Consider the following 25535-nt stretch of genomic DNA (forward strand, 5'->3'; position numbering starts at 1 on the left):
AGTCAGCAGGGAAGCGTTAAGATGGCTGACAGAGCGACATCACGATGACCTCGTCCGGCAAGAGCCAGTCTCTATTCAAGCTCTCGTTGTACAGTCACGCTAAGCGCATGCCGGCCTTTCCGATCAAGAGCAGCGAAGGGCCGGTTTCTGCCCCTGTCGTCGGTCGACACGGACGGCCCGAAGCGGCCGTTGGTGTGAAACGCGTCTAATGGCCGCTCCCAGCTCAAAGCGGACATGGCCGAACGATGCCATGGACGGACTCCGATCGTTCACTGCATACTGGTGATACGCCCAAAATAGCGAAGATGACTAACATCCAGCTTATCTTACACGCCCACAGTGTTTACTCTCGGCATAATGCTCTTTTCAATCCGTCGACGTGTCAGACTGCTGTTTAACATCAACAATGTCTGATCAGAAATCCCCTGGTGCACATTGGAGGCAAACGAGCCCTTCGTTGCGCCAAGCCTCGACGACCGAAGTGCGGTCATCAATTACCAGCCAGGGCTTGAAGCCATCTGCTTTCATTTCGTTCAGCGCACTGCGCTTTACTTCTGGGTCGCTGGCACTGTCCTGATCCATTGCCCGCAAATATATACCGTCGAAGGGTAGGTCATGTTTGTGAAGCCATGCAATCGTGTGTTCGGCCCAGCCTCTTGGCCGCCCGGAACAGATCACGATGGTCTCCCCGCTTTCTTTCAGCCGGCGCATAAGTTTCGCAATTGGTGCAATCAACGCGGCATCAGCCATGGCATGATGAAACTCGTCCCAGTGTTTTTCAACACCGTGCACAAGATGGCCAAGACGGTCTGCATCGAATTCAGCAAGTGTACCATCGACGTCGAATACCACACATGGGGTAGGTACTGCTTGGGTCACAGGGGCTTCTCCATCATTTTACTGTCTGTTTGTGTGAAAAGGAGCGGTGTCGCATTTGGGGGGCGCTGCCCTGCGTCACCGGTTGTCCAAAGGATGCGCACCGCACGAATGATGCCTGAATGACAAACCAGTATCGGCATCTTTCCCTGCGAGGTGGTGCATATTTCTGTAATCGCGGCGTGCACGCGCATTATCATGTCGGACCAGCTTTCGCCTTGATCCGGCGTATCTTCTCGGAGGGGCTGTGCAGTCAGTGGTTTCCCCTCAAATACGCCCCAGTCGCGTTCTCTTAATCCGTTGTGCAGCTTGAAATGCTGACCCGGAAAGGCAAGGCGTGCAGTGTCTTGCGCCCGTGACATCGGGCTGGCGTAGATCGCGATTTGCTCTGGCCATGTTGTATGAGACAGCGCACGCGCCTGATCGCGTCCCAGCTGGGTCAGCTGAACATCCGTGACACCCGCGATGATCGCATCTGCGTTGGCGGTCGTCTCTCCGTGGCGGATCAGGCAAAAGTCCTGAGATGGCAAAGGGGGCGTGTTCATAAGCGCACCCGATCGTGGAAGAACACCTCGGCATCCAACCCTTCAACAAGGTAATCCTCAGGATGGGTGCAAAAAGCGGGCGCAAAGCGCTTTGCGCCAAGGCGCTTTAGCATCTTCACCTGATCGCGCAGGGGGGGATGCACGTTCCAACGTTGGAAATAGCCGCCCGGAACACTGCAAATGCCACGCGCATGGGCCGTCATATGGCCTGTGAATACAACATGGGCATCTCGCCCCAAACGGCCGCTTTCATGCCAAGCCCGAACATACCCCCAAGCGGCACCACCATCGGCGTTGGGTGTATCGCAGATAAGGAAACGCGCTTGCTCCATCGGGCCACGGTCCAGAAGTGGAGCGATTTCATTCGCATTGGCACTGACATTGCCACTGCTCAGCGCGGCGCGCAGCGTATCTTGGCACTCAGGGTCAAGCATTACACTTTCAGGTCCGTAGCGGCGGATCAGATGCAGTGCCATCTCACCTGCACGGCCAGACGGGGGCACAGGCAAAAGCACCTGACCCTGCACCCTGTCCAACAGAGCATGCATCGCCTCAAGGCGTTGAGATTGCGGGACGTCATCCAAATGATAAGAGCAATCCAAAATGGCTGTCGCAGCCGGAGGCGGCGCATCGAAGGAAAACCAATCAGATTCCTCAGACCAATCACCAGAATAGTAGAACCCTTCTCCCAGATCGAAGTGGAACCAAACACCGCCCATCGCATGCCCATTGCGACCGGTGGTCAGTGTGACGCCATCGATCACCGTCTGACCTTGCTCGGGCAACAGATGCACTTTAGCGGCAGGGGGAAGCGCCTTGGCCGTTTGCGCCGTGGCATATATGGGCAGCCCTGCCTCAACAGCATAAGAGGCCCCGCCGATGTGATCAACGTGGTCATGGGTGATGAACACCGCCTCGGCCCGCTCCAGCCAGAGGGGATCGAAATGCGCGTTAGCCTCGGGGCCAAAGCCGCAATCAAGCAGCCAAATTCGATCATCCAAGGTCAGCTGGATGCATGCGGGGCCTTTGTCCCCGATGCCGGAAAGTAAACGTATGCTTTGCATTTAGTCCTCCAAAAAAGCCCAAGGAGTTGTAATTGTAAGGCCCAATTGGGTGCCAACCTCGAAACGGGCGCGGGTTTCGGCAAACAGGCGTGCACCGCAGTCGGTCACCGCTTCCAACAGGTATTTACCGCCCACATAGGTGACCCGCGCGACTTTGCTGCGCAGATCCCCTGTCTCGGTAATGGTCAGGTTTTCAGGGCGCAAACAGACATGGCTGACCTGCGCCTCCTGGCTTGCGGATTGTACTGCAACCTCAGCCCCCAGAATACGCGCCTGTTGCGCATTTCCGCGGGATTTGAGCTCTTGCACCGGCACCACTGCGCCGCGCCCAACGAATTCTGCGACAAAGCGGTTCTTTGGCCGCTCATAAAGGGTTTGCGGAGTATCGAACTGCTGAATACGCCCTTGATCCATGACAGCAATCCTGTCAGCCATTGCCATGGCTTCGGCCTGATCATGGGTGACATAAACCATCGTGGCGCCGGTACGCTTGTGGAAGTCGGTAAAGACGCCCTGCATCGTGGCGCGCAGTGCCACATCAAGGTTGGCCAAAGGCTCATCCAGCAGGACCGCGCAGGGGTCCGAGACAAGGCAACGGGCCAAAGCGACACGCTGTCTTTGACCCCCCGAAAGATCAGAGGGCATACGATCCGCATAGTCCACCAGCCCGGTTGAGGCCAAGGCGGCATCGGTTTGTTTTGCGATTTCTGCTTTGGACAGTTTTCGGATCTCAAGCGGGTAGGATATATTGCGCCGCACAGACATATGCGGCCAAAGCGCGTAGGACTGGAACACAAACCCGATGTTGCGCGCTTCGGGGGGCAGGTTCGCGCCCGTCTGGGCGTTGGCCATTTCGCGCGTCCCGATGCGCAGGCGTCCGTGGCTGGGCGCTTCAAAGCCTGCCAAGATCCGTAAAAGCGTGGTTTTGCCACAGCCCGATGGCCCTAAAAGCGCAATAAATTCGCCGTCGTCAAACCGCGTTGTAATGTCTTGTAGCGCAGGCGTGCCTGCAAATGTCTTGCCAATGCAGGACAGGTCTATGTCTGCCATGGGACAACTCCTTTGGGAAAGCGGCGTGATAACAATTGGATCAGGGCCATGAGGACGATGACGACAAGCACGATGGTCATCGCCAATGCGCTGGCCATGCCGGTTTCGCCGCTGTCATCGAGATTGAAAATCACCACGCCAAGCGTCTCGGTGCCCGAGGACCACAAAAGCGCAGACACCGTGAGTTCGTTGAACGCGGTGAGAAAGACAAGAATTGCCCCCGCAGCAGCAGCAGGTGCCGAAAGCGGAAAGATCACATCACGTAAGCGCCGGTAAAGCGAAGCACCAACCGATTGCGCTGCCTCGTCCATCGCCGGATCAAACTGCTTGAGGCTGGCCTGAACCGAACGGAACATGACCGCAAAGAAGCGCGCGATATAGGCCAGAAAAATAATCCAGATGGTGCCGTAAAGCGTGGCATCTGTGAACGGCAGTTTGATCAATAGCAAGATCATAGCAATCGACAAAACCACCCCCGGCAGCGCGTAGGGCAAGTCAAGCAGGCTATCGAATAGGCGCGCAAGCCGCGTTTTTCGCCGCTCCATAAGCCACGCAAGGGGCAGGCAAAGCACGACAAGCACCAAGGATGCGCCCATCGCCAGCCCGAATGAGTTGGTAAAAGCGCGTGATGTTGAGGGTTGCCGGAAAAGCACCTCCTGCCACGACGCAAGGCTGACCGTATCCAGACGCAGCGGCACCCCATAGGCGGGTATCAAGGAGGTGGCCAAAAGGCCGAACATCGGCAGGACAAGGATTGCAGAAACCACCGCCCACAGAAGGATTTCAACAGGCAGGCGCGCCTTACCCAGCGGGAGAACTAAGGGGCGGGATGTGCTGCCGACAAGGTGTAGCTTCTGACGCGTCTGGAAGAGGCGTTGCAACAAAATACCGGCAACGGCCACAGCCCCGATCATCATCGCCAGAACCGAAACTTCGGCCAAGACCGTTGTCCCCATTCCCGCCAGCTTTTGGTAAACGAGCGTCGGCAGCGTCGCATAGCCTGCCGGAATGCCCAACATCGCCGGAATGCCAAAATTGCCAAGGGCGGTCACAAACGTGATTGCCGTACCGGCACCCAGACTGGGTAGGGTCAGCGGCAGCACCACTTGCCACCATACGCGCAACCCTTTCGCACCGCTGATGCGGGCGGCCTCAACAACGTCTTGGGGGACAGATCGCAGGCCAGCGCGCAACGTCAGAAAAATGATCGACATATGCTGGATGCCCAGAAGAAAAATAATTCCCTCAGGCGAATAGAGCGGCTGCGGAGCCCCAAGCGGGGGTGCGATGCCCAGCGTTTTCAACAGAGCAGACGAAGGCCCCGTAATCTGGACCCAAGACAACGCGGTAATCTGCGGCGGGATCATCATCGGGATCATCAGGCAGAAAACCAGTGCCGCTTTGGCCCTCAGGTCTGTCAGCGCCACGAGGAATGCAAAAGCAGATCCCAGCACCAAAGATACCAAAGTGCCAAAACCAGCCGTGATTAACGAATGTTTAAGCGCGCTCAAGGTTGAGGGCTGCGCCAGCACATCGCGCATCAGGGTAAGGCTGGGGTTCCCTTGATACGTGACGCCCTCAACAAAAAGACGCAACACTGGCGCAAGGGTCAGACAGATTGCCACGACCAGAATAGCAGAGAGCAGCCGGGCCTCGGACCGGCTGCCTCCGTTGTTTTGTGCGGCAAACATCACTCAGCGCCGAAAAGCTCTGAGAATTTGGCTTTATTGGCGTCTGCGTTTGCGAGCGCTTCAGCCGGATCAAAGGCCATCAACTTGATGTTATCGCGCGCAGGGAAACCTGCAGGGACACCCATGCCGTCGCGCGCCGGGATATAGCCCATATCCAAAACCAGGTCCTGACCGTCTTCGCTCAGCAAGAAGTCGACAAACTTCTCTGCGCCCGCAACGTTCTTGGCAGAGGATAAGATCGCAACCGGCTCAGTCACATATGAGACGCCTTCTTCAGGGAAGACGAATTCTACCGGGGACCCATCGGCCTTATTGCGGATGGCAAGAAAGTCCACGACCATGCCGTAGGGCTTTTCGCCCGAGGCGACGGCCTTGAACGTACCACCATTGCCGCCCTGCGCGCGCGCCTCGTTAGCGGCAAGGCCTTCGTAGTAATCCCAGCCCAAGCTGTCGTCGCTTGTGAGCGTGGCAAGGTGGATCAGTGCGGCACCGGAATACAGAGGTGATGGCATTGCGATCTGACCCTTGATTGAGGCGTCAGACAGGTCGCCCCAAGATGTCGGTGCGGTTTCAACGCCTGTATTGTAAACAATGCCGGTCGTGATCAGCTTGGTGGAATAGTAATACCCCTCGGGTGAGAAGAGGGCTGCGTCGTAGTTCGCGGCTTCGGGGGAGCTATAAGCATTCAGCAGGCCCTGTTGCGCCATGCCTTCAAGGGTTACGGTGTCTGCAATCAAAAGCACGTCAGGCTGCGGGTTACCGGCTTCGATCTCCGCGCGCAGGCGTGCCATCAGCTTGGTCGTGCCATCACGCACCCAATCGACTTCGGTGCCGGGGTTTGCTGCCATAAAGGCATCAACCGTGCGCTGCGCGTCAGCATTGGGTTGCGAGGTGTAGAGGGTGATCGTGTCGGCCATGGCTGTGCTGGCCAAGAGCGCGAAAGCGGTGGATGTGAGGACGGACTTCATGGGGCTCTCCTGGAGGTTTGTCTTTCGAACGAAAGCATTTCACGAGTCGCGTTATTGCTGAGAACCTTGACAGTTTTGTAACAGTTTCTTGAAGTTTTTAATTATATTGCAGCGCGCAGCCGAGTTTCCTAACCTATAGAAAAAGTGATGTTTTCTTAGAGGACCCTGCCGTGCACCGGGATGTTATCCAGCGAAGGGATGCGATCATCGCGTTATTGTCAGAAAACGAAATGCTTTCGGCTATGGCACTTTCGTTCGAACTTGATGTCTCTGTTCAAACGATCCGCGCAAATCTACGCGATCTGGATGAAGCCGGCTTGGTACAGCGGCGCAATGGCACCGTGCGGCTGCGCCAACCAAGCGAAAACATCGGCTATCTGCCGCGCGAAGGGATCGCGCGGCAAGAAAAGCAACGAATTGCTTTAGCAGTCAAGAACTTGATCCCCGATGGCGCGCGCTTGGCTTTGGGCACCGGCACGACAGTAGAGACATGCGCGCGTTTTCTGGCCTCGCACAAGGACCTATTTGTAGCCTCCAACAGCATCCACGCTGTCTGCGCCCTGCAACATGCCCCGGGCGTTGCGGTTGAATTAGCAGGCGGAGCTGTCCGAATGCGCGATCTGGATATGATTGGGACGCCTGCAATTGAGTTTTTTTCTAAATTCAATGTGGACTATGCCGTGTTCAGCTGCGGCGGCCTGTCGGAGACCGGCAGGGTAATGGACTATAATTCTGACGAAGTATCCGCACGCAAAGCTATCGCCAATTGCAGCAAAAATAGCATTCTGGTTATCGATAGCACAAAGAACAGATTGGATCTGACTTGTCAGACTGGGAATGTCTGGGACTTTGATGTTGTCGTCACAGGTGCAACCTTTTCAACGGCAATTCTACAAAGTTGTGCGCGACATGATTGCCGAGTTATTCAAGTATGACAGTGGGATAGTTCTGCGGGTATTTGGCGAGTTTGAGGTTTGGAGAACATATTGATACTACAAACAAAAACACCCACCGCTGATCCATAGGAGCTTCGATGTGTGCGCAAAGAAGAGATTCAATGCGGATGGCTGCAAGGGGCACTCTGGACCGTTCGCGTAACTTTGCAATGATCACGTTCTGCGCAAAGCTCCCGTTTGTGCAAGACGCAGCGAACGACCGCAATCCGCCCTTCATGATGGCTTTCTGAAGCGACAGGGGCTCCGGTTTTCTTAGCCGGTTAGCAGTATCTTAAACGGTGCGATGTCGGCTGCGTGCAGATCATCTGCCAAGTGCCCTCCCTTGAGGATGATTTCCGCACAGAGATCTTCGAGTACAATGGAGTAGTGTGCCTTGGTCATGTTCCAGCTTCAGGGTGCTGGCGCTCTAGAACGTGGCTCCTTCGAGGTGTCGGCCCAGTTGGCCTTGGGAGATTGACCCTGCACCCCGCCTGTCTGTCTGATTTTCAACTCCTCTGTGGTTGCGATTGGCCAAGAGTGCTCTCTTATCAAATTGTCCTATCTGGACTCATAAGCGCTGGCGTCAGACACAACTCGTATTCTGGAAGCGTTGGTTGTCATCAGATGTCCCTGTCCTGCACCTATGATTCAAAATTCACTGGCAGTGGAACTTTCGGTAATACCCCGAGTTATTAGGATGTGGCAGCAAAAGCGCCCTCAATATCTCTTATCATGAAAAGATTTGGCTGTGGATTTTTTGAGCGAGCTGCTGGCCGAGGGCAACATCTTCTTGTCGGTTCTTATTGTATGTGCGGTATTTGTAGGCTTCTTAATCGAACGGTTACCGCCAGCAGCAGTTGCAACATGTGGCGCGGCCGCATTTATGCTTGTCGGATATATATCAACCGATGAAGTTCTGGCCGTATTTTCCAACCCCGCACCTATCACCATCGCAGCGATGTTCATTCTGTCAGGTGCATTGGTCAGGACGGGCGTGATTGATGCAGCGTCTCTTTACCTCGTCAACCAGGCCGAGAAACGGGGATGGATTGCATTCTTTGTCCTGCTGGCGGGCGCCGCCGTCGCGTCCGGCCTGATGAACAATACTCCTCTCGTTCTAATTCTCATTCCCATCATCATTAGAATGGCACAGACACTCGGGGTGGCAGCCACGAAATTGCTCATACCCCTGTCTTATATAGCTGTCCTCGGTGGCACTTTGACGTTGGTCGGAACATCGACCAACCTTCTGATCGACGGGGTAGCGCGCGAAGCCGGTCTGCCGGCTTTCGGGATTTTGGAAATTCTGCCTTTCGGTATCGTTGCAGTGATAACGGGATCAGTCACGCTGATGTTTCTTGGGCCAAAACTGTTGCCGAGCCGGACATCGGGTGCTGCCTCGCTTACCGAGGATTCTGCCGAATTTCTTACGGAAATCTCGTTGAAATCCGCCGTCGAAGAAGACGAAAAAAATGACCGCCTTCTGACTTCGTTTACGTCGCTCATGCGCTTTAAGTTGAAGCTGATTATCAACGGTAATCACGCAGAAAAAATAACCTCAGAGAGTATCTTGCGACAGTCAGAGCGTGTGATTGCGCGGGCTTCGTCGACCGAGATCCTGACGCTGCGGGAAAACGAAAAGTTCCGGATCGGTTATCCAGTAACTGACAGACCAGACACGCCTGCGGCCGATGTTGTCTGCATCGAAGCCATCGTAGCGACCGATAGAAGTGGTAAGGGGCGCAAATTGTCCGATCTCGGCTGGTTCGCCAATTTCAGGGTCAGAATTTTGGGTGTATCGCGGCACATGCACAATCCCGGGCGCCAGCTTGAGCATGTAAGGCTGAAACCGGGCGATCGTATTCTACTTGAAGGTCCGGCCAGCGGTCTGAAGTCAGTGATTGAGGGATCTGATCTGGTATCCGCAACCATGCCTGTCGCAAGGCCATATCGCCGCCACCGGGCTCCGATTGCAATAGCAGCCATGCTGGGTGTCGTCATTCTCGCGATCTTTAACGTTGCACCCATTGTGACCTTATCGATGTTGGCCGTCGCCCTTATTCTGTTAGCGGGTTGCATCGAAGCAGAAGATGCATGGAGCGCGATCGACGGATCAACACTGGTTCTTATTTTCGCGATGTTGGCCATCGGCAAAGGGTTGGAAAACGCTAAGGTCATCGAAACTCTTGTGCAAAGTATCGCGCCATTTCTTCAAGACGCATCGCCGATTATTTTATTAGTTTCGATCTACGCGCTCACGTCTATCCTTACGGAGCTTGTCTCGAACAGTGCGGTTGCTGTAATCCTAACACCGTTGGCGATATCGCTTGCAAACTCACTGGGAATAGAACCGAGACCCTTAGTTTATGCGATCATGATGGGGGCCTCTGCGAGTTTTGCTACCCCTATTGGCTACCAGACAAATACACTTGTGTATTCTGCGGGAAACTATCGGTTCACAGATTTTCTGAAAATCGGGGTTCCCATGAATTTCACAGTCGGAATTGCCAGCTGCACTGCGATCTGGCTACTTGCTCCTATGTGATCATGTAACCTTTCAGCATGAACAATATTAAGGTGGATTCAAATGTGCCGAGTGAAGGTCCCAGGTTTTGACAGAATTTTTGGCTGCGTCATTCTTGGCGGTCAGAGCTTGTGCCAAATAGGAATGTTTTTGGTACCGTCGAAGTGCCGTCTTTTCTAGTGATCTTGCTACGTTTGATTTGTCAGCATAAATGGAAGAAACGAAACTTATTGGTCGAAAACACACTATGACCAAAGGCATTTTTCCCGCTGCTGCATTCACGGTGGCACTTGGCGCATCAGTCTCTGCTGATCCCAGTGTTGGCTTGGCCTAAGCTTGTCCCTCGGTGGCGGTAATCTTGACGATGGTGTTGGCATTCGCGTGTTTTCCTGCTGTAGGGAGGCGCGTAATGTTGGGCTCCGCTTTCCTGATATCAATCACTGAGACGATTTACTGAGCACATAAGAAAAAGACGAGTTCACCCTTTGCCGAACAGCCTAAATCTGGACTTTCCGACTTTGGGCTTGGTACCGAACTGGACACCGCACTCCTCAAAGAAACTGCGCACCTGTGGGGTGAGGAGGCCTCGTCCAGCAGCGTTTTGCGGCAAGCCAAAGCCGCCGCCATAGTTAATCTCGACGATCACTGGGCCGTCTTTTGTGATTGCGATGTCAGTCGATTGATACCGGATCGGCGCAAATAGCCGTGCTGCGCGTTCATTCATCTCACGCAATGCGTCCCAATGGGGCAGTTTCTTGCCCATCCAGTTCGCACGTGTGGGGTGGTCTTCAAGAAAAACTATTTCGGGACCACTGCGGGTCACCACGGTTTTGATCTCGCCGCTTTCTGTGTCTATCTCACAGGCGATGTTTCCGCTGCGCCAAAGCGTATCGGCAATCTGGTCTCCTTGCGGCATGGAGATGACCGCGAGCGGGCAATCGACACGGTCGGTTTGTACCAGATTGACCATGCGAATGGTGGCTAGCGCCGAACAAAAAGGCGCGATATCTTCATGATTTTCAAGGTTCACTTGAAGCAGGTAGGCGTTATCACCCAAAAATGAGGTCATGAAATCAGCATATGTCATCGGTGGCTGCCCAACACATGAGATATGGGTTTGATCGGCATCTTTGACGCTGAAGGCGCCAAAGCTGACCATGCCGTCAACAATCTTGCCAAAGAGTTTCGTGTTGCCAAGGCTGAGAATCAAATCGCGCAAATCTTCGGGGTTCGAGATTTTTTGCACTCCAGGATAGAGACGCGGGGAGGTGTCGATCACGGCTACGGTCTCGGGTGCGGAGGCACCGCCAGCATTCAGGATTGTTCCTGCTAGAATTTTATCTTCTGCGGCACTGCTCCAACCTTGGTTGTTACAGGCATGGGCGATAGGCCAATGAAGCGAGTTCGAGATGAATTGCGCGCGTTGATCTTCGGTGTAGCGATCCTCGTAAAAGAGACCCCACCGGATGTATTCAGATATATTTATTTTAGCGTCGCTGCGCGAAATTCGGGAGAACTCCATCCCCAGTTTGACTGCCGAGCGGCCTGTTTTTTTTGCGGCATAGGCTAACATGTCGCTTAGCTTGCCATTGTCTACCTGCGCGAATGCTGCCTTATCTTTTTCTGCCGCTGTGATGGGTGTTTGAATAGTCATGTGAGCCTCATAAAGCTGCCAAAATCGCAGGAGTGTTGCCGATATCGAAACAGATATTTGCAAAGTATGACCAAATTTGGGCGAGACAGGTTTTCGAACGTTTGGGGCTTGCAGGAACATTGTGCTGAATGCCAGCTAAAGGTCACCTTTCCCAAGGTCTATGCTTACGCAGCGAACTTCTGCGTCCCGCACTTAGTGAGTGCTTTTGTGATAATATGTAAATGAATCCAGAGTCTTAGTTGCAACGGACAGGTTGTGAACCACGTGTGCGCTGTCATGGGCTATGGCCATAGATTGACCGAAGGCTAAGTTGAAGGCTCACTCGGGTTTGAAAGGGAATTGGCGAACTGGCGGAAACTTCCTGAGCCGACAATCTTGGGGAAATTTGAGCAAGCTGTTAAATAGATAGGGTTTCAGCATCCAAGGTATCACCCGCGACGCGCAAAGTTATACGCGCCGCGCAATTTTATTTGCATCCCTACACAATCTTAGAAGTCGAGATTTTCGACATTAAGAGCATTTTGCTGAATGAACTCACGTCGTGGCTCCACCACGTCGCCCATTAGCTTTGTGAATAGATCATCCGCTTCCGCCATATCTTCGACCCGCACCTGCAACAGCGTGCGCGCGTCTGGATCGAGCGTGGTTTCCCATAGTTGGTCGGGGTTCATTTCACCCAAACCTTTGTAGCGTTGCAGGGATAGTCCTTTTTCGCCCTCTGCAAGAACTGCATTCAGCAGATCCATTGGACCATTGATAACCTGTGCGCGGTCCTTGCGCACCAAGGTGGCGGGAAGATTATACACATCCTGCAAGTGCTCGGTGAAGGTGCCTGATTTACGGGCTTCGCCTCCACGCAGCATTTTACCATCCAGCGTGCGAACCTCCTCGACACCGCGCAGGATACGGGCAAGTTTGATCCCGTGATCCTGGGTAATCCGGCCTTGCCAGCCACGCTCGTATTCTAGCGCAATGAGGTCGAGGCGTGCTGCTACTTTGTCTGCCACGCCTTGAAGATCCTTTTCGACTGCACCGGGCACAAATGCCCCGGCAATCGCAGCCTGTTCAAGGATATGACGCGGATAATGTGTCGGGAAGGCTTCGAGAACGCGGCGCAACTGGCGCGCGTGATCGACCACGCGGGCCAGATCCTGACCATTGATTTCTTCACCGTTGCCCTGACGCAGCATGGCACCGTCTATTCCCTGCTGGATCAGATATTCCTCCATCGCAGCCTGATCCTTGAGGTAAACCTCGGATTTGCCCCGCGCCACTTTGTAAAGCGGCGGTTGTGCAATATAGAGGTGACCGTTCTCGATCAATTGCGGCATTTGCCGATAGAAGAACGTAAGAAGCAGGGTGCGGATGTGTGCACCGTCGACGTCGGCGTCGGTCATGATGACGATTTTATGGTAGCGTAGTTTAGCGATATTGAATTCGTCACGACCGATCCCCGTTCCCAGGGCCATCACCAGATTGCCGATCTCCTGAGAGCCAAGCATACGGTCAAAGCGGGCGCGCTCGACATTGAGAATTTTTCCTTTGAGGGGGAGGATTGCCTGTGTCTGACGGTCACGGCCCGTCTGTGCAGAGCCGCCAGCAGAGTCGCCCTCCACAAGGAATACTTCGGTCTTTGACGGATCTTTCTCCGAGCAGTCCTTCAGCTTCCCGGCGAGGAAGTTCACATCCATCGCCGTCTTGCGCCGCGTGAGATCACGCGCTTTTCGCGCGGCCTCGCGGGCATGTGCCGCCTCGATGATTTTGCCCACAACGATCTTGGCGATCTGTGGATTTTCCTCGAACCATTCTGCTAGCTTTTCGTTGACCAAACCTTCAACAGCAGGGCGTACTTCGGATGATACAAGCTTGTCCTTGGTCTGGGAACTGAACTTGGGATCAGGTACTTTTACGCTGAGCACGCAGGTTAGGCCCTCGCGTGCGTCATCGCCGGTGAAGGTCACTTTTTCACGTTTTGCGATGCCACTGCTTTGTGCGTAGTTGTTGATTGTTCGCGTCAGCGCGCCGCGAAAGCCTGCCATGTGGGTGCCGCCGTCGCGCTGCGGAATGTTGTTCGTAAACGGCAGGACGTTTTCGTGATAACTGTCGTTCCACCACATCGCCACCTCAACGCCGATGTCGTCTTTTTCACCTGTGATGAAAATAGGCTCCGGCAGGATCGAAGATTTGTTGCGGTCTAGGTATTTTACAAACTCTTTAACGCCGCCATCATAATAAAGGACCGTCTCGAGTGCTTCGTCGGGGCGCTCGTCCCGCAGGATGATTTTGACACCCGAGTTCAGAAACGCCAGTTCGCGAAGGCGCTTTTCCAGCGTTTCGAAGGAGTATTCAAGATTGGAGAAGGTAGAGAGGGAGGCGAGGAAGCGCACTTCGGTACCTGTGCGATCTGTTTTTCCCAGCGTTTCAAGATGCTTTGTGGTATAGCCACCTTCGAAGCGGGCAATGTGCTCATGGCCATCGCGCCATACGCGCAGCTCCAACCAGTCACTCAGCGCATTCACGACCGATACGCCGACGCCGTGCAGACCGCCCGATACTTTATAGGAATTGCTGTCGAATTTACCGCCTGCGTGCAGCTGCGTCATGATCACTTCGGCGGCGGAAACCCCTTCGCCGTCGTGCATCCCGACAGGCACCCCGCGACCGTTATCAGAAACCGAAATCGAGCTGTCATCGTGAATTGTAACGGAAACGTGGTCTGCATGGCCAGCCAGCGCCTCGTCAATTCCGTTGTCTACAACCTCATACACCATGTGGTGTAGGCCAGACCCGTCATCGGTGTCACCGATGTACATACCCGGACGCTTGCGAACAGCCTCCAAGCCTTTGAGAACCTTGATGGAATTGGCGCCGTATTCTTCGGGTGCTTGCTCAGTCTCGGACATTGATGTCTTCCTGTTATCGGGTCGGCTAAATATACGGTTTTCAGCCTGCATTGTCACGCGATTGGCACAAGATTTTGCGGCTTGAAGGCTGTTATGTCAGGTGGGGCTGCTTACTGTGGAAACGCCGCTTGCTTCGGTGACAAGAATGCTTTGCGCACGGTCGTCCATTGCATCGAAAAGCCCGTCTTCGGTACCTGTCATCCACGCCTGCGCACCAAGTGCTATGATCTCGTCATACAGGGCCGCCCGCCGCCCCGCATCCAGATGTGCGGCGACCTCATCGAGCAACAGGATGGGTGGTGCGCCAAAATCACCCGCCAGCGCACGAGCGTTTGCGAGAATGAGCGAGACCAGTAATGCCTTTTGCTCTCCGGTCGAGCAATCCCGCGCAGGTACGCCCTTCGTCGCATAAACTCCGAACAGATCGGCACGGTGCGGACCCACCAAGGTGCGCCCCGCCTTTAAGTCGCGCATCCGCCCGTCAGCCAGAGCGGCGCGCATTTCCTCGACATCGTCTGGCATCTCACACTCAAGGGTGAGCGTGGCCGCGGGAAAGGTTGTTTCGGCGGCGTCTTGTGCGTTCGACAGGGCCGCAAGGGCGTGGAGACGGTTGTGGTGGATTGCAACACCTGTTTCGGCCATGCGTGTCTCCAGCGCAGCATACCACGACGGTTCGCGTACCATATCTTTGAGCAGGCGATTGCGCTCGCGCATCGCCTTTTCGTAAGAAAGCGAGATTTCCGCATGATCGGGCAGAAAGCTGAGAGTCATTCGATCAAGAAACCGGCGTCGTCCTTCCGCTCCTTCGATCCACAAACGGTCCATAGAGGGTATAAGCCAAAGCACGCGTGCAATACGGCCAAGTGCGGTTTGGGCGGCGGGCTTTCCATCTATGCGAACCTGACGTGCCGCTCCTTTTTCCGATAAAATCTCGATCTCGTTAATGCCAAGGGGTCCGTGCAGAAGCGCGCTTATCTTCCATCCAAGCGCTTCCGGGCGGCGGGTCATATCTTCTGCACTGGCCCGACGCAGGCCACGCCCGGGTGACAGCAGAGACACTGCTTCGAGGATGTTTGTCTTTCCCGCGCCGTTATCCCCGTGAATGGCAACAGGACGATGACCGATCTCGATCACCGCCCTCTTATGCGAGCGGAAATGCGAGAGGGTCAGGTTTGAAAGATAAAGCTGTGCCATCAGCCTGCGCCGGTTTCATTCACAGAAAACGTGCGGAGATTGCCGAAAACGTTGTTTTCGTCACACACGCATCGGCATCACAACATAGACCGCTGAGGTATCATTCCCTTCACGCATCAATGTCGGATCACCTGAGGAGTTGAACAGAAACACGGCATTTTCGCGATCTACCTGACTGGCTATTTCCAGAAGATATTTCGCGTTAAACCCGATCTCCAGTCGCTCGTCGCTGTAGGCGACCGCCAGCTCTTCTTCGGCAGCGCCACTGTCGGGCGCATTTACTGACAGAATCAGACGATCTTCGTCAAGTTGCAGCTTTACGGCACGTGACCGCTCCGAGCTTACGGTTGCAACACGGTCAACAGCGCGTGCGAAATCTGCGGCGTCCACTTCCAGCTTGCGGGTATTGCCCTGCGGAATGACGCGTGTGTAATCCGGAAACGTGCCATCGATCACTTTTGACGTAAGCGTGATCTGGGGGGTCGCAAACCGGACCTTCGTTTCCGAAACTGATACGGCGATCATCATATCATCATCTTCGAGGAGCTTGCGCAGCTCGCCCACGGTTTTACGTGGCACAATCACGCCCGGCATATCAGCAGCATCGGCGGGCATATCGGCATCAATACGGGCAAGGCGGTGACCATCGGTCGCTACGCAGCGCAGTTTTTTGCCGCCATCGCCCTCTGCGATATGCATGTAGACGCCGTTAAGATAATACCGTGTCTCTTCCGTCGAAATCGCAAACTTGGATTTGTCGAACAGACGGCGCAGCACAGCGGCATTGGCCGAAAAGTTAGACGCATACTCCGAAGAGGCCATCACAGGAAAATCTTCCTTGGGCAATGTTGCGAGTGAGAAGTTTGAACGGCCCGCCTCCACAGTCAAACGACCCGCTGCATTATCAGCCGTGAGCGATACAAGCGCACCATCGGGAAGTTTGCGCACGATCTCATGCAAGGTCGTGGCAGCTACGGTAGTGGAGCCTGCACGCTCGACCTGCGCGGGAGCCTTGTCGAGAACTTCGATGTCGAGATCGGTGGCGCGGAAGGAAACCTCGCTGCCTTCGGCTTCGATCAGGACGTTGGCAAGGATTGGAATAGTGTTACGCCGCTCCACAACGGATTGTGCCTGCGAAACGGCTTTGAGCAACGCGGCGCGTTCGATGCTGAATTTCATATGCTCGGGTCTCCATTGCACAGGGTCGGGATCGGCAACGTACCCGCTTCCCGCTTAATCACAAGACATAAGAGACCTGAAACGCAAAAGGCAGCCCCGTCAAGGGCTGCCCTGTTGTAACGCTGCATCGCCGGGAGGTTTATGCCTCCAGAGCGCGGCGCAAAAGCTCGAGATCTTCCGCGATTTGACCATCCGATACTTTGAGTTCTTCGATCCTCCTTACACCATGCATAACTGTGGTGTGGTCCCGCCCGCCAAATCGTCGGCCAATTTCTGGCAACGAACGGCTGGTCATGTGCTTGCACAGATACATTGCTACCTGGCGCGGGCGTGCAAAGTTGCGCAGGCGTTTTGGTCCGATCATATCAGACAGCCGGATGTTGTAGTGATCGGACACTTTGCGCTGTATTTCCTCAACAGTGATTTTGCGCTCGGAGGCACGCAACACGTCGGCAAGGCAATCCTGCGTGAGATCCATATCGATTTTGCGGCCCACAAGTGAGGCAAAAGCGAACAGACGGGTCAGCGCCCCCTCAAGCACGCGCACATTGGTCGAAATCCGGTGTGCGAGGAATTCCAATATGCCGTCATCCATTGCCAGCTCGGGGTAGGAGGCGCGATGTACCTCCACCTTCGTCTGCAGAATGCCCAAACGCAGCTCATAATCAGTAGGATGCAGATCGACAACGAGGCCACATTGCAGGCGTGATTTAACGCGGTCCTCAAGGTCCTTGATGTCAGAGGGAGCGCGGTCAGCAGAAATGATGATCTGCTTGTTCTGGTCAACCAGCGCGTTGAATGTGTGAAAAAACTCTTCCTGCGTGCTGTCCTTGCCAGCGATGAATTGAACGTCATCGACCATAAGTACGTCAACGGTACGGAAGATCTCTTTAAAATCCATCATTTTACGGTCACGAAGCGCCTGCACAAAGCGGTACATAAACTGCTCTGCCGATAGATAGAGTACGTTCAACTCGGGCTTTCGGGCCTGCAGCTCTTGGGCGATTGCATGCATCAGGTGGGTTTTGCCAAGGCCGACACCGCCATAGAGGAAAAGCGGATTAAACGTGACGGGCCCTCCTTCAGCGACACGGCGCGCAGCGGCATGGGCCAATTCGTTAGGCTTGCCCACCACAAAAGTATCGAACGAAAACCGCTTCTCAAGCGGAGCAGTGTAAACCGATGAGGTATTCGATGCTTTGGCAGAGCGCGGCGGGGCAATTGCGTCTGTCTGACGCGTAACAGGCTTTGTAGAAGTTTTTGTCGCAGTATTGGCTACTTCAAAATTCAGCCGCGACACGTCCGCATCAAACGCCTTCATCTCGTGCAAAATCAGGTCGGAAAAATTTTGCGAAACATAATTACCAAAAAAATTGGTCGGAACGTTCAGCGTTGCAATTCCATCAGTGGTCTTCCCCAGCATGAGTGGGTCGATCCAGGTGGTAAAATTGTTTTGCCCAACAGTTTTAAGCAGTCGTTGCTTAAGGTTGCCCCAATCGTCACGTGTCATTCTATTCCTACCACCATCACTCATGCCACCCCCTGTGGCAACTCTCGACCAGCCCTCCAGACAAAAACAGACTGATCCGGTCCCAGCGGGAACCAGTCTTGTCCTTCGGACTGTTATACATTTTCGCACGAAGTATGGGCGCTGGCAGCGCCGAAATCTCCGAGCGACGTAGACATATATTAGTGACAGGCAAACTGCTGGCAGCAGAAATTGCAACTCTTCCTGACGGCCCTAGCAGACCAACAGGAGATACCTTCAAAGTTGCACAACACCTCTAGCAAAATGGTGTGCACTCATTGGGTCTGTCCCCCCGCGATGTGAATCGCTCACCCTTGGTAGCAAGCACGCACAGCCCGTTTCAACAGAACTTATATGTTGACTCTGTCTTTGCTCGAAAAGAATCTCACGGCCCTGTGAAAGGGGGCCAGAAAGCAACACAGGCGCCACCGTTAGGTGACGCCTGCGATAAAGCCGTACTGTTTCGCTTTTTATGCGATTGCTTTGACCCGTGCGGCCAAACGCGACATTTTGCGCGAAGCGGTGTTCTTGTGGTAAACGCCCTTTGTAACGCCGCGCATAAGTTCTGGCTGTGCTGCACGAAGAGCCGCGACTGCATCGTCCTTCACACCGGATTCGATGGCTTCTTCAACTTTGCGGATGAATGTGCGGATGCGTGAACGGCGTGCTTTGTTGATTGCGAAACGCTTTTCGTTCTGACGTGCGCGTTTCTTTGCTTGTGGTGTATTTGCCATGAGGATCGTCCTATCATTTATGTCGTGTCAAAGCGTGCAATCGCCCCCGCAAGGGAGGACACCGATAGGTGATTCTAGCCTGAGCGGGCTGCACGCGCATGTATGTCGGCGGCTATAGCGGGATTAGACCAAGGTTGTAAAGGTTGGTGTCAGAAAATCGCTCTTTGACTGTACCTGGGATTGAGCCGATACAGCGCCGCAAGAGTGGAAAGCGCACCAATGAGCAGGTATGGGGCAGTGATAACACAATGAAAAAAGGGTGGCTGGTAATGCCACCCTTGTCGTCATAAAAATCTCATGAAACGCTCGCTATTTGAAAGAAATACGACACAAAACTGCCACATCACCTACAACCGCTCCCTGTTCAGACGCATAATTGCACGCCCGTTTAGGTTGTGACGGAGGGTAAGGCACCAATCAATTGGGGAAAAACCCTATTATCATCATGGCCTGATCAGATTTAACACAAGTGCTTTGGCAATGGCATGGTCGCGCGTATTTGCACACAGCTTGTCTTTCGCTGTCCTGACATATTTCTCGAATGTCTTTTCGCTGATCCGGAGGCGCCAGCAGATGTCCGCAGGTCGCAACCCGACTGCGAGATAGGTCAGGCAGTCACTTTCGCGCTGCGTGAGCTCGACCAGTAGCTTTCCGTGCTGACCCCTGATGCCCTCATCAAGGATGTGACTGATCTGACGGAGAGACCCTTGATATTCCTGCCAATAGCGCACGAAACTAGTGTCGTTTTTTACATCCCCCGCCCAAAGGCCAATTCCAGCGATCGCACTTCCCGCAGCATTTCGCCCTAACGACATGGAAACACCGAATTCCATCCCCAGATCTTTTTCCAAGGAATCGCTGTTAAGCTGCGTATCGCGAGCGTTTTCCAAGAGGCTGGGGTCGTTCCAGAATATCTCGGACTTGCCGTCTATAATAAGCTCGACCGTTATATCGTCATCTAGCAGCGAGGTGTCCGAGATGGCGGCGGCCCATTCTGGCGAGTAGGTATGTTTGAAAAAACCCGCCTTTGAAAAGCCGTTTATCTTGGCATCCATGGCGTGAGGAATAATACCAAATCCAAAACCCGACACGCCGACATCCGACAGGGCAGCGGCGCAAATATCCCAAAAAACCTGATCGGATTTGGCGTTCGCCACATCTTCGCACAGATTGAGAATATCAGTGTGCTGCATCAACCCCCCTCCCAGCGAAAACCAGATGATATGAAACCGCAAAGATCAAACTGAAGGTACGCATGTTTAGCTTCAAGATCAATACAGTAGGGAAAGAGAGAGAACCCTTCAGGTTCTCACCGTGCAACCACCTCTTATTTGTCGCGGAACTGCGCCTCGCGCTTCTCCAGGAACGCGGCCATACCCTCTTCTTGGTCTTCAGTCGCGAACAGGGCATGGAACATGCGACGCTCGAACAGTAAGCCTTCGCGCAGCGGCACTTCGTAGGCGCGGTTCACTGCCTCTTTTACGACCATTGTGGAAATCATGGATTTCTCGGCAATCTTCTGGGCGGCGCCCATGGCTTCTTCCATCAGCTTCTTAACGGGCACCACGCGCGACGCGAGGCCGGAGCGCTCTGCTTCGGTGGCGTCCATGAAGCGACCTGTCAGGTTCATATCCATCGCTTTTGATTTTCCGACAATTCGCGTCAGGCGCTGTGTGCCGCCAATGCCTGCAACCACACCAAGGTTTATTTCTGGCTGGCCGAATTTGGCAGTTTCGGAGCAGATTATAAAATCGCACATCATCGCCAACTCACAACCGCCACCCAGCGCATAACCGGACACGGCCGCAATGATTGGTTTGCGCACCCGCATGATCTGATCGGTTTCGGCCGTGAACAAATCGCCTGCAAACACGTCAACGAATGACTTGTCCTTCATCATCGCAATGTCGGCACCCGCAGCAAATGCCTTTTCGGAACCGGTGATAACGATACAGCGGACTTTTTCGTTTTCCTGGCAAGACTTGAGGCAGTCGGCCAACTCGGTCATCAGTTGATCATTAAGCGCGTTGAGCGCATCAGGACGGTTCAACGTCACCAAAGCTACGTGATTATCGACATCCAGAATGATCGTTTCATAAGCCATTTGTGCGGCCCTTTGCTGTTGTTCAGACGTGCTTGCATACCATGGCGGTTGATTGGTTCAAGCTATCTTTGGCAGGAAGGACAATAGAATGATGACCGTCCCGATTGTACCACGCGTGCAATTGTCGCGTCACATCCGGCTGCCTTGCAGGGCGCGCCCTCACGTCCGTATACATCGAAAGAGTGTTGGAAATATCCAAGCTCGCCATCAGCTTGCCGGAAATCGCGCAGGGAGGACCCACCAGCCTCGATCGCATCGCCCAGCACCTCGCGGATGATGGGTACCATTGCAGAAACGCGGGGTGCGGCAATCCGCCCTGCCTTGCGAAGAGGGCTGATTCCCGCGCGGAAAAGTGTCTCGCAGACATATATGTTGCCCAAACCCGCCACGATGCGCTGGTCCAGCAGTGCTGATTTAACGGGGCTGTTTTTGCCTTTGAATGCATCGATCAGAACGGCCTCGTGAAAATCGTTGCTGAGCGGCTCTGGTCCGAGCAGAGCGAGCAGTTTGTGATCCTGTGCTGTCGCTGTATCGAGCAGATCCATCGCACCGAATCTGCGCGGATCGTTAAAGGTGATCCGCGCGCCGTTCTCCATGTAGAAAACCACATGGTCATGCTTTTCTGCAGCAGGATGTTCGCGCACAAATTTCCCCAGCGGATCACCGGATACAAGCATGCGTCCTGACATCCCCAGATGAATGAGCAATGTCTCGCCAGAGCTTAGGTCCGCCAGAACATACTTTGACCGCCTGCGTAGGCGCTCCACCCGCTGCCCCGTCAGCCGTTGTGCCATCCCCGCAGGAAAGGGCCACCTCAGTCCCTCGCGGTTCACATCCGCGCGCGCAATCACTACACCTTCCATCACAGGGGCAAGGCCACGGCGCACTGTCTCGACTTCGGGTAGCTCGGGCATCATATCTCCTGCGTCAAATGGCGGTTTGCACCTCCTTACTTGAGGCTATATCCCCGAAGTAACAAGATCAGGACCAACGACATGACCGACAAGACCACCCATTTCGGCGCCCAGACCATTCGCGAAGACGAAAAGGCGGGTAAGGTGCGCAGCCTGTTCACGGATGTGGCAAACAAATACGACGTAATGAATGATGTTATGAGCATGGGCATCCACCGTATCTGGAAAGAGGCGATGATGGACTGGCTAGCTCCGCGTGGCGGGCAAAAGCTGCTGGATGTGGCCGGTGGTACGGGCGATGTTTCGTTCAAGTTCCTCAAGCGGGCAGGTCACGGCCACGCAACGGTTTGTGACCTGACCGAAGGGATGCTTATCGAAGGCCGCAAGCGCGCCGAGGCCGAAGCGATGCAGGACAGTCTGGACTGGGTCGTGGGGGATGCGATGGATCTGCCGTTCGAGGACAGCACATTCGATGTTTACACCATCTCCTTCGGCATACGCAACGTGACGCGCCCGCAAGAAGCGCTAAACGAGGCGTACCGTGTGCTCAAACCGGGTGGTCGCCTGATGGTGCTGGAGTTTTCTCAACTTCCCAGTCCGGCAATGCAAAAAGCCTACGATCTCTATAGCTTCAATGTGATCCCGCGGATGGGCCAGCTTATTGCGAATGATCGCGACAGCTATCAGTATTTGGTCGAATCCATCCGCAATTTCCCCGATCAGGAAACATTTCTGGGAATGGTGCGCGCGGCGGGTTTCGAGCAGGCAAAGTACCGTAATCTGACGATGGGAATCGCCGCCCTTCACTCCGGCTGGAAAATCTAGGGTGCGTGGCCCGCATAATATCTGGCGTTTGATCCGCACCGGCGCCACGCTGGAGCGAACCGGCGCGATGAATTTCGTGCTCGACGCATTCGAGGCGCCCAAGGCCGTGCGCCTTGTGGCACGCGCTCTTGCGATTCCGTTCAAGCCGCTAGGCTATAAAGGCGATCCCAGCCTACAGCCTGCCACCCGTGCACTGACCGCGCTGGGTCCTGCCTACATCAAGTTTGGTCAAATCCTTTCCACACGCCCCGATGTTGTGGGAGATGAAATGGCGCTGCAACTGCGCGTATTACAAGACCAACTGCCCGCGTTCCCTGTCGAGGTTGCAAAGGCCGAGGTGGAAAAAGAGCTGGGCCAGCCCGTCGACGAGATTTTTTCGGAATTCAGCCCGCCCGTTGCGGCCGCGTCCATTGCGCAGGTTCACAAGGCCCGTCTGCGAAGCACCGGCGAGGAAGTCGCTGTAAAAGTGCTGCGCCCCGGTATCGAGAAAGCATTCCGAAAGGACGTCGACGCCTTTTATCTGGCTGCGCGCATGGTTGAGCTGTTTTCCCCCGGCTCCCGCCGTTTACGGCCGATGGACGTGATTGAGCATTTTGACGGTGTGGTGCGCGGCGAGCTTGATCTGCGGCTCGAATCCTCGTCGGCATCTGAATATGCTGCGAACACGAAAGACGACAAAGGTTTCGAAGTACCCTCAATCAAATGGGACTATTCCGCGCGCCGCGTGATGACGTTGGGCTGGGCGAGCGGTGTTCCAATGGGCGACAACGCGGCCATCGATGCGGCAGGTCACGACCGTGTTGAGATGTCCGAGCGTATTCTGGCGCTGTTTCTACAACACGCTCTACGGGACGGATTTTTCCACGGTGATATGCATCAGGGTAACCTGAAGGTCGCCGCAAACGGCAATATCATTGCGCTTGATTTTGGGATCATGGGTCACATCGACGAATACACTCGACGTGTTTATGCTGAAATCCTGTATGGCTTTATCCGCAAGGATTACAAACGCGTCGCCGAAGTCCACTTCGAGGCGGGATATGTGCCTGCGGACAAGGATGTGGATGAATTCGCCCGTGCCCTGCGCGCTGTGGGCGAGCCTATCTTCGGGATGGACGCAGACCGCATCTCTATGGCGCGCTTGCTTGCCTATCTATTCGAAGTGACCGAGCGTTTTGGCATGGAAACCCGAACTGAGCTGATATTGCTTCAACGGACGATGGTTGTAGTCGAGGGCGTTGCGCGCTCCTTGAACCCGCAGATGAACATCTGGCAGGTCGCAGCTCCGATTGTGACCGATTATATTGCAAAATCTATTGGGCCGAAGGCTATCATTAGTGATCTTACCAAAACTGCCCGCGTTCTATCGCGCTTTGGGCCACGCCTACCTGCGTTGGTTGAGGCTGCTCTGATCCGGCAAGCCGATGCATCGCCACCGCCGCGCCAGCCGTTCAAGCGATACATCTTTCTTGCTGCCATGCTCGGTGCTGCCGGTGCTACGGGTGTAATCGCGCTTGTAAGCGCCCTCAGTTGACTTCTGCACAATGGTAATCTGAAAATATGCTGAAGGCAGGCAGGGCATATTGTTCCCTGCCTGCCGTTATTGTTCAGATGCGCTCAATGGCCAGCGCGATTCCTTGACCGCCGCCAATACACATCGTGATCAGTGCACGTTTGCCACCGGTCCGCGCAAGCTCGTGCAGCGCTTTGACCGTGATGATGGCGCCAGTGGCCCCCACCGGATGCCCCAGTGCTATTGCGCCGCCGTTCGGGTTCACCTTTGCAGGATCAAATCCGAGCGCTTTGCTTACTGCCAGCGCTTGGGAGGCAAATGCCTCGTTGCTTTCGATCACGTCGAAATCATCCGGCCCCAAGCCCGTTTTCTCAAACAGTTTGGTCACTGCCGGGATCGGTCCGATCCCCATCACTTCGGGGCGCACACCTGCATGGGCATACCCGATGATCCTTGCCAGTGGGCGCAGACCATTTGCCGCTGCAGACGAGGCGCGGGCCAGTATCAGCGCTGCCGCACCGTCATTGATGCCCGAAGCATTACCTGCTGTTACGGAGCCGTCCTTTTGGAACACAGGCCGCAGCCCTGCCAACTTGTCCAGCGTGGTGGCCTTTGGGTGCTCATCGCGATCAAACGCGACAGTATCGCGGCCTTTGCGCACATCAATTGGTACGATCTGCCCTGTGAAATGCCCCGCTGCGATGGCCGCGGCCGCCCGTTCCTGTGACTGCATGGCAAAGGCGTCTTGTTCGACACGGCTCACCTCGTGCTCGCCTGCGACATTCTCGGCTGTGATCCCCATATGCCCTGTTCCGAAGGGACAATTCAGTGTCCCCAGCAGCATATCGAGCACGGGCATGTCGCCCATTTTTTGCCCCCAACGTGCAGCGGGCAGGATGTATGGTGCGCGACTCATGCTTTCTGCCCCACCAGCGAGTGCAAAATCTGCATCGCCCAGCATCAGCGACTGCGCGGCGGATACAATCGCCTGAACGCCGGACCCGCAGAGGCGGTTGACGTTCATTGCAGGCACGGCATCGGGCACGCCCGCCTCCATTGCGGCAACGCGGCTGAGATACATGTCACGCGGCTCTGTGTTGATAACGTTTCCAAAGACGACATGTCCGATTTGGCCGCCCTCTACACCCGCCCGAGATAGTGCTTCGCGCGCAACAGTCGCGCCAAGGGTGGTCGCTGGGGTACCGGCAAGCGCGCCGCCGAATGTCCCGATTGCGGTGCGTACACCGCTCAGAATAACGATATCGTCTGACATGAATTGTCTCCTTGTGTTTCGAAGGCAGCCTAGAAAGCAACTGCGCGGTTGTCAGCCGGAA

General features: G+C 54.8%; 20 protein-coding genes. 4 read left to right on the forward strand and 16 right to left on the reverse strand.

All coding sequences use genetic code 11. The features are described 5' to 3' along the window. Positions 1-414 precede the first annotated feature (414 nt). The 6 genes from C8N30_RS08105 to C8N30_RS08130 are packed head-to-tail and all read right to left on the reverse strand — an operon-like array spanning position 415 to position 6194. A complete protein-coding gene (locus C8N30_RS08105; RefSeq protein ID WP_025064003.1) occupies positions 415-879 on the reverse strand; it encodes a phosphatase domain-containing protein in 465 nt (154 codons plus the stop codon). Further along, positions 876-1421 carry a histidine phosphatase family protein gene (locus C8N30_RS08110; RefSeq protein ID WP_025064004.1) on the reverse strand — a complete coding sequence of 182 codons (546 nt, stop codon included), beginning with the start codon at positions 1419-1421 and terminating at the stop codon, positions 876-878. The genes C8N30_RS08105 and C8N30_RS08110 overlap by 4 nt, the downstream gene beginning before the upstream one ends. Next, a complete protein-coding gene (locus C8N30_RS08115) occupies positions 1418-2485 on the reverse strand; it encodes an MBL fold metallo-hydrolase (RefSeq protein ID WP_025064005.1) in 1068 nt (355 codons plus the stop codon). Before C8N30_RS08115 ends, C8N30_RS08110 begins: the two co-directional genes overlap by 4 nt. After that, complete coding sequence (locus C8N30_RS08120) at positions 2486-3535, reverse strand: ABC transporter ATP-binding protein (RefSeq protein WP_025064006.1); 1050 nt, start codon at positions 3533-3535, stop codon at positions 2486-2488. Further along, positions 3523-5226: an ABC transporter permease gene (locus C8N30_RS08125; RefSeq protein ID WP_025064007.1), complete on the reverse strand. Its 1704-nt coding sequence runs from the start codon at positions 5224-5226 to the stop codon at positions 3523-3525. Before C8N30_RS08125 ends, C8N30_RS08120 begins: the two co-directional genes overlap by 13 nt. After that, positions 5226-6194 carry an ABC transporter substrate-binding protein gene (locus tag C8N30_RS08130; protein ID WP_025064008.1) on the reverse strand — a complete coding sequence of 323 codons (969 nt, stop codon included), beginning with the start codon at positions 6192-6194 and terminating at the stop codon, positions 5226-5228. Before C8N30_RS08130 ends, C8N30_RS08125 begins: the two co-directional genes overlap by 1 nt. A 170-nt stretch (positions 6195-6364) precedes the next feature. Between C8N30_RS08130 and C8N30_RS08135 the strand changes: the two genes are divergently transcribed. Together C8N30_RS08135 and C8N30_RS08140 are read left to right on the forward strand one after the other, a co-directional pair. Then, positions 6365-7129, forward strand: coding sequence for a DeoR/GlpR family DNA-binding transcription regulator (locus tag C8N30_RS08135; protein WP_025064009.1), 765 nt, complete (start codon positions 6365-6367; stop codon positions 7127-7129). Between the two features lie 748 nt (positions 7130-7877). Further along, entirely contained in the window at positions 7878-9674 is a 1797-nt protein-coding gene (locus C8N30_RS08140; RefSeq protein ID WP_051567247.1) for an SLC13 family permease, read from the forward strand. A gap of 457 nt (positions 9675-10131) precedes the next feature. Here C8N30_RS08140 and C8N30_RS08145 read toward each other — a convergent pair whose 3' ends face one another. From C8N30_RS08145 to mutM, 9 genes are all read right to left on the reverse strand, one after another. After that, complete coding sequence (locus C8N30_RS08145; RefSeq protein WP_170151163.1) at positions 10132-11307, reverse strand: sugar-transfer associated ATP-grasp domain-containing protein; 1176 nt, start codon at positions 11305-11307, stop codon at positions 10132-10134. Between the two features lie 488 nt (positions 11308-11795). After that, positions 11796-14210: a DNA topoisomerase (ATP-hydrolyzing) subunit B gene (gene gyrB / locus C8N30_RS08150; protein WP_025064012.1), complete on the reverse strand. Its 2415-nt coding sequence runs from the start codon at positions 14208-14210 to the stop codon at positions 11796-11798. A 96-nt stretch (positions 14211-14306) separates the two neighbouring features. Continuing rightward, the gene (recF, locus tag C8N30_RS08155; protein WP_025064013.1) at positions 14307-15404 is read right to left on the reverse strand and encodes a DNA replication/repair protein RecF; all 1098 of its coding nucleotides are present in this window, start codon (positions 15402-15404) and stop codon (positions 14307-14309) included. A 60-nt stretch (positions 15405-15464) separates the two neighbouring features. Further along, the gene (gene dnaN, locus C8N30_RS08160) at positions 15465-16583 is read right to left on the reverse strand and encodes a DNA polymerase III subunit beta (RefSeq protein ID WP_025064014.1); all 1119 of its coding nucleotides are present in this window, start codon (positions 16581-16583) and stop codon (positions 15465-15467) included. A 139-nt stretch (positions 16584-16722) separates the two neighbouring features. Beyond that, positions 16723-18093 carry a chromosomal replication initiator protein DnaA gene (gene dnaA, locus C8N30_RS08165; RefSeq protein ID WP_025064015.1) on the reverse strand — a complete coding sequence of 457 codons (1371 nt, stop codon included), beginning with the start codon at positions 18091-18093 and terminating at the stop codon, positions 16723-16725. A gap of 488 nt (positions 18094-18581) precedes the next feature. Next, the gene (gene rpsT / locus C8N30_RS08170) at positions 18582-18845 is read right to left on the reverse strand and encodes a 30S ribosomal protein S20 (RefSeq protein WP_025064016.1); all 264 of its coding nucleotides are present in this window, start codon (positions 18843-18845) and stop codon (positions 18582-18584) included. A gap of 443 nt (positions 18846-19288) precedes the next feature. Next, positions 19289-20038, reverse strand: a complete 750-nt coding sequence (locus C8N30_RS19480; protein ID WP_025064017.1) for a helix-turn-helix transcriptional regulator — start codon at positions 20036-20038, stop codon at positions 19289-19291. A 134-nt stretch (positions 20039-20172) separates the two neighbouring features. Next, a complete protein-coding gene (locus C8N30_RS08180) occupies positions 20173-20949 on the reverse strand; it encodes an enoyl-CoA hydratase (RefSeq protein WP_025064018.1) in 777 nt (258 codons plus the stop codon). Positions 20950-21011: 62 nt separating this feature from the next. Beyond that, complete coding sequence (gene mutM, locus C8N30_RS08185) at positions 21012-21863, reverse strand: bifunctional DNA-formamidopyrimidine glycosylase/DNA-(apurinic or apyrimidinic site) lyase (RefSeq protein ID WP_025064019.1); 852 nt, start codon at positions 21861-21863, stop codon at positions 21012-21014. Positions 21864-21944: 81 nt separating this feature from the next. On the opposite strand from mutM, the gene ubiE reads away from it, so the two are divergent. Both ubiE and ubiB read left to right on the forward strand, forming a co-directional pair. Then, positions 21945-22688, forward strand: a complete 744-nt coding sequence (gene ubiE / locus C8N30_RS08190; RefSeq protein ID WP_025064020.1) for a bifunctional demethylmenaquinone methyltransferase/2-methoxy-6-polyprenyl-1,4-benzoquinol methylase UbiE — start codon at positions 21945-21947, stop codon at positions 22686-22688. A gap of 1 nt (position 22689) precedes the next feature. Continuing rightward, entirely contained in the window at positions 22690-24222 is a 1533-nt protein-coding gene (ubiB, locus tag C8N30_RS08195; protein ID WP_025064021.1) for a 2-polyprenylphenol 6-hydroxylase, read from the forward strand. A 73-nt stretch (positions 24223-24295) separates the two neighbouring features. Here ubiB and C8N30_RS08200 read toward each other — a convergent pair whose 3' ends face one another. Continuing rightward, on the reverse strand, positions 24296-25474 hold the full coding sequence (locus tag C8N30_RS08200) for an acetyl-CoA C-acyltransferase family protein (RefSeq protein ID WP_025064022.1): 1179 nt from the start codon (positions 25472-25474) through the stop codon (positions 24296-24298). Between the last annotated feature and the right edge of the window lie 61 nt (positions 25475-25535).

This window comes from Sulfitobacter guttiformis, assembly GCF_003610455.1.
GTDB classification, from domain to species: domain Bacteria; phylum Pseudomonadota; class Alphaproteobacteria; order Rhodobacterales; family Rhodobacteraceae; genus Sulfitobacter; species Sulfitobacter guttiformis.